This is a genomic window from Nostoc sp. (genome assembly GCF_036919495.1).
Classification (GTDB): Bacteria; Cyanobacteriota; Cyanobacteriia; order Cyanobacteriales; family Nostocaceae; genus Nostoc.
In genome coordinates this window covers 1-5,258 of sequence record NZ_JBALBZ010000086.1, presented here as the reverse complement: position 1 = coordinate 5,258, position 5,258 = coordinate 1, and the positions used below count along the sequence as shown (strand labels likewise).

The following is a 5,258-nucleotide window of genomic DNA, read 5'->3' as shown; positions in this document are numbered from 1 at the left end:
GTCAACTGCTTTTGCGTCATGTGTCATATTCTATAATGCCGCGACCTCTAAGATCATAATTTTCTTGCGCTACCCCTACTTATTGAGCCGATACGTATAAATTATATACGAATTGCGGGTGAAGAAAGGAGTTTAAAACCCCCACAAAACTAGAATTTTTGGTGGTCTTAAATCAGTGATGGATCTGAATTCCCCATTGATTTATTCTGACGGAGTGAATTTCGATGTATTTAATGTATCTTCTTATGGTAAAAAGTTAACTTTTGCAGTAAGAGGAGCGAGAACAAAAAAGTTAGTGGAGAAATGGTAGAAGTTTGGCGATATTGGGAATTTGAGCATCCATCAAGTTCTGTAGTAAGAGTGATAGCAACACCAACAGGGCTAGAGTTATTTGCAGTGGATGTATTGCAAATAGTAGCTCCAATTTTAAATGATGATTTCGTGAGGTCAATTGAAGTTCAGAAACGATTAGTGATGATGGAGAATAATCAAGTGAGTTTGGTATCGACACTCAGCGCTCTATCGATTCACTCATTAGTATCACTACCAACTGTAATAGAACACAATGTAGTCAGGCAATTTATGCAATGGGTAAGAACAAATGTGATGCCAGTGTTTAAAAATGATGTGACAATGATTGCAGTCGAGCAACCCAAATACTTATTTCAAGAAATAGATTACTCTCAGAAAGATTCTTTGATTAAGTATTTGTATTTTCAAAATAGTGATTCTTGGTCATCAAATAGTATTGATTTATATTTAAAGTTTATTTTTAAAAAGCTTCCATTGCCAGCTGGCTGTCCTCAGACTATTGATTTAAATGGGATTGACTTGAGAAGTAGATATTTTCAAGTATTGAAGACAGTACTAAGGTCAGTCAGCAGTTATGAATATGTTTATGAAGATTTGGTGATCAGGTCGGCAAATTTATTGATAGCTCAATCATTAGATTTGTTAGTTTATTACCATTTAAATAAATTAAATGAGTTGGATTTAAATCAGGTGCTAGAACAAGGATTAATATTACAAGCTTTGGGAACAATGGTTAATAAATCAATTGACAATTTCAAGGATTTAAAACCAATGTATTTAAACCTATTAGACTACTTTTCAGCAGAGATGCTAGCACTGGACTAAACCCCGAAACTGATTAAACATGAAATAGAGGAGAAAATCAGATGACAGATATTTTAAACGATGAGGCGGAGATCCTTAACGGAGTAGAAGAATTACTCTTAGTAACGGATGAAACAACAGAAGCAGAAAGCACAGAAGATATACAGCAGATGCCAGAAGCAGTAAGCGCAGGTGAAAAAACAGAAGCAGGAAATACAGTTCTGCCACAAACCAAAACCACAGTCAGCAATAAAAAACAGTGGAGTCGGAGATTAGTGATAGTGACAGGAGATAAAGGAGGAGTAGGAAAAAGTACTTTCGCCAGAGGATTAGCGCAAACATATTTGGATATGAAAAAAGAATTTTTGGCTTTTGATGCGGACATATCTAATTCTCATTTAAGCAGATTTTATGGGGATAAATGTTTAGTGAGAGAATTAGATTTTTTTACAGAAGGGAATGTAGACATTTTTCTAGATGATTTGAAAGAGTTAATAGAGGATAGTCTAGACACAGAAGGGGCAGTTATAAGAGGAAAGTCTTTATTCTTATTGGAATTACCACCACAGTCCATGAGAATCTTAAAAGATGTTGTACAACAAATGAAATTTTTGTCTACAGTTGATGAATTATATGATATGCGAGTAACAATTGTAGTTGTAATTAGTCGAGTAATGGATTCAGTAAAGCAGTTAATAACTTTATATGATTTTTGTCAAGACCAAGTAGATTATGTCGTAGTGAAGAATTTGTTCTTCGGTTCGCCAGAAAACTTTGTCAGATATAAAGAATCCTCAGATATAACAGCGATGAAGGATTTATTAACAGAAAGGAACATTCCCTTTTTGGAAATAACGATGCCAGATTTAATAGAACACGCTTATGATTATCTAGATAAGAATAGCTTGACATTTAATCAAGGAATAGGGCAAAAAGAAAAACCATCAGTCAAAGGAAGGGTAAGTACTTGGATTAGCAAATTCAAGGAACAAGTTTGGTTGGCAAAAAGCATTTTAGGATTAAACGATGTCCCGCGTTTGTAGGCGTGTAGTTATGACTGTAGGTGACTCGCGTGTGGGAAAGTCTACAGTTATCAAGTTATTGATTGAACTATTGCTTAGTCAAAATCAAACTGTTAAGATTTATAACCATGACAACCGTAATAAGTTCAAAGCTTATGAAGGTATAGTGCCAATAGAAAGCTTAAATTTTTTCACTGACAACCCGGATTTGGTGTTAGACGATTTACTTAATGACTCATTAGATGTGATTTTTGTAGATATGCCGGGACAATATATCGAAGAAACCTGTAACTATATATATGAGGCTGATTTTTTTACTGTTTTGGCTGAACTCAACTGGAAATTAACATTCTTACAGCCAATTTCCCATAGAAGTGATTGCATGGAATATTTCTTGCAGCTATTAGATTTCGCAACGGACAATGCTAATTATGTCATAGTAAAAAATCAACATTTTGATACGAGGTTTAAAGAGTACAACCAATTAGTACAGCAGAAATTGCCATTGATTGGGGGCACAGAAATTAGATTAACAGCCTTGCACAGAGATCACTATCAAGGAATGGAGGATTTAAGCAAACCTTACTCACAATGTTTTCATGAGCAATCCCTATATGTGTTGTATCGCTCATATATTTATCACTGGCTAAAAAATTTCTTTGATGCTGTAAAAAATAATCAAGTCGCTAGTATTTACTTAGGAGTATCAGCAGGTGAGAACATCAGAAATATTGCAGGGGTATTCTGAAGCCGAACAACAGAGGATTGTTGAAACAGCACAGCAACTGGGGTTAGCAGAAGATGACCCGATGTTTCAAGTCATGGCAACACTTGGCAGATATGAAGAGACAATGATTTCACTGCAAGCACGAATGGAGGCAATGATTGAAGCTTGGGTACTAACAATCGATCAAAAGGTGGCGAATACTTCTAAAACAGCACAATCGATGAACAACACTGTAGTCAGTAATGCTGTGCGTGATGTATTAACTGAACAAATGCCAAAGCTGATACAATCATCGACATCATCTGCATCATCTGCATCATCGCCATCAAAAGAGATGCGATTATCTACAGGGAATTTTCAGATGCATTTTTGGTCTATCTGCGCTTTGGTAGGAGGAGTGACAGCAGCTGGTGCGATGCTTGCTTCATTTACAACTTGGAACGTGATGACTAACTTGGGTCAAAATCAATCAGTCATGTTGTCAAACAACGACTTGAAGATTTTACAATGGGTAAAATCCAGCGAAGGTAAGCAAACTTATAAGCTCTTTGTTGATAATCAGCAAACTCTGGCTGCTTGCCAAGAAGAAAATCGCTTGAAAGGATATTGCTTAATTCAAATGCAAAAAAACAAGAAAAATTAATCAACCAGTAGCTCTCCAGTCTTGTGCTAAAGGTTCTAAATAGCCAAAACTTTGAGCTTTAATAATGGCATTGACCCGATCTCTAGCTCCCAGCTTCAGAAAAAGGTTGCCAGTGTGGGATTTGACTGTACTAATACTGATGAAAAGTTGATTAGCGATTTCCTTATTGGAGTAGCCACTAGCAATCAATTTGAGAATTTCAATTTCTTGAGTTGTAGGCAACTCGTTGTACCTTTTGCCTTTAATTTTTGTACTCTGACGATGGTTCAATTCCAGAAATCTCTTGATAATCGCTTGGTCAAGATATTCTTCATTTTGATAGATACTACGGATAGCGTTTTTAATCGAGTCGATCTTGGTTGTCTTTAAGAAATATGAATCAGCACCACAGGCAAAAGCTTCGTTAATCATATTTTGACTAGAATAAGCACTGAGGATAATAACTTTCGATAGAGTGTGCTTCTTAATCCTGGTTGTGATTTCCAGTCCGTTGATATCTGGTAGTCCAATATCAAGCAAGACAATATCAGGATTTGTTGAGTTGACTAACTCTAATCCCTCCAATCCACAGCTAGCCTCACCGCACAGTTCCATGTCTGATTCTTGTGCGATCGCCGTTCTAATGCCAAGTCTACATAGTTCTTGGTCTTCAATTACTACTACCCGAATTGTCATGATAGTCATATTTGCACCGAGAATATTTGCACCGGAAGTTAATCTTTAACCTCTCCTATTTTTATACCATAAATGTTTGCCTGAAAACAGTGCAATTAAAAAATAAGTATTAGTTATTTTCCCGATAACTAGAATATAAATATTTGCAAACTAATTCCGAAGGCAGGTTTTAATTAGAACATATATTGCGAAAAATTAGTTATACTTAAAAGTAAAAATCTTTGCGAAAAATCAGTTGGTAAGAAAAAATAAATTTCGTTTAGGAGTGGCTATATGTCCCAAGCAAAATTCATAAATAAAATTAATATTTCCACATTATTGCATGACGTATCAAACGCGGTTGTCAATGAATCAATTGTTTTAAAGCAAATGATGGATGGAGAGTACGGTAGTACTTTACAAGAGATAAAAACAATTTTGATATCCTTATGGCAGACAAACAATCAAGTAATCCAGTTGATAGATAGGTATCAAAGTCATCAGTCAAGAGATAGAGTTATCGGCTTGAATCCATCCTTGATTAATGAATTTGATTTTGGCGACTTACTGAATAATTTATATCAAGAGTATACGCCAAAAGTTATTAATCGGGGCTTAAGATTACACTACGAAACTTGTACAGGATATCTGCATGGAACCAGGGTGAAAGGAGATGCGATACATCTTTACAGAATGTGTTCAAATCTACTTCAAAATGCCCTCTCATATACAGAGACAGGTGATATATTCTTGCGATTGTTGAACCAGGGTGATGACTTGGTAATTTTAATTGAAGACACAGGCGTTGGTATTGAACCAGAGGATTTGGCGAATATCTTTCTACCTTTTTATCGTGGGACTATTTCTTCACCTGGTTCCGGGTTAGGATTGTATATTGCAATGATGGTAGCTTATTCTCATGGGCTGAAACTGTCTGTAGATTCTGTTGTCGGTAAGGGAACGATATTTACAATAAAATTTCCCTATCAAGTAAACAATTCTGGTTCTTCCGCTACTTTTATGGCGAGAATCAAAATTAATTAGATTTTAACAACTACAATTTAATATAAAAAATGGTTAAAATTTAGATATTGTA

6 protein-coding genes are annotated in these 5,258 nt (G+C 35.5%); 5 read left to right on the top strand and 1 reads right to left on the bottom strand.

Translation table 11 applies throughout. The features are described from left to right. Nucleotides 1-303 precede the first annotated feature (303 nt). Genes V7K25_RS12635 through V7K25_RS12620 form a run of 4 tightly spaced genes read left to right on the top strand, consistent with a single transcriptional unit; the run spans nt 304 to nt 3,508 of the window. A complete protein-coding gene (locus tag V7K25_RS12635) occupies nt 304-1,137 on the top strand; it encodes a hypothetical protein (RefSeq protein WP_335158372.1) in 834 nt (277 codons plus the stop codon). Nucleotides 1,138-1,178: 41 nt separating this feature from the next. Continuing rightward, the gene (locus V7K25_RS12630) at nt 1,179-2,159 is read left to right on the top strand and encodes a nucleotide-binding protein (RefSeq protein WP_335158370.1); all 981 of its coding nucleotides are present in this window, start codon (nt 1,179-1,181) and stop codon (nt 2,157-2,159) included. 10 nt (nt 2,160-2,169) lie between these two features. Further along, nucleotides 2,170-2,886 carry a hypothetical protein gene (locus tag V7K25_RS12625; RefSeq protein ID WP_335158368.1) on the top strand — a complete coding sequence of 239 codons (717 nt, stop codon included), beginning with the start codon at nt 2,170-2,172 and terminating at the stop codon, nt 2,884-2,886. Further along, nucleotides 2,852-3,508, top strand: coding sequence for a DUF6753 family protein (locus tag V7K25_RS12620; RefSeq protein ID WP_335158366.1), 657 nt, complete (start codon nt 2,852-2,854; stop codon nt 3,506-3,508). The genes V7K25_RS12625 and V7K25_RS12620 overlap by 35 nt, the downstream gene beginning before the upstream one ends. Here V7K25_RS12620 and V7K25_RS12615 read toward each other — a convergent pair whose 3' ends face one another. After that, complete coding sequence (locus V7K25_RS12615; protein WP_335158364.1) at nt 3,509-4,192, bottom strand: response regulator transcription factor; 684 nt, start codon at nt 4,190-4,192, stop codon at nt 3,509-3,511. 264 nt (nt 4,193-4,456) lie between these two features. On the opposite strand from V7K25_RS12615, the gene V7K25_RS12610 reads away from it, so the two are divergent. After that, nucleotides 4,457-5,206 carry a sensor histidine kinase gene (locus tag V7K25_RS12610; RefSeq protein WP_335158362.1) on the top strand — a complete coding sequence of 250 codons (750 nt, stop codon included), beginning with the start codon at nt 4,457-4,459 and terminating at the stop codon, nt 5,204-5,206. Nucleotides 5,207-5,258: the final 52 nt, after the last annotated feature.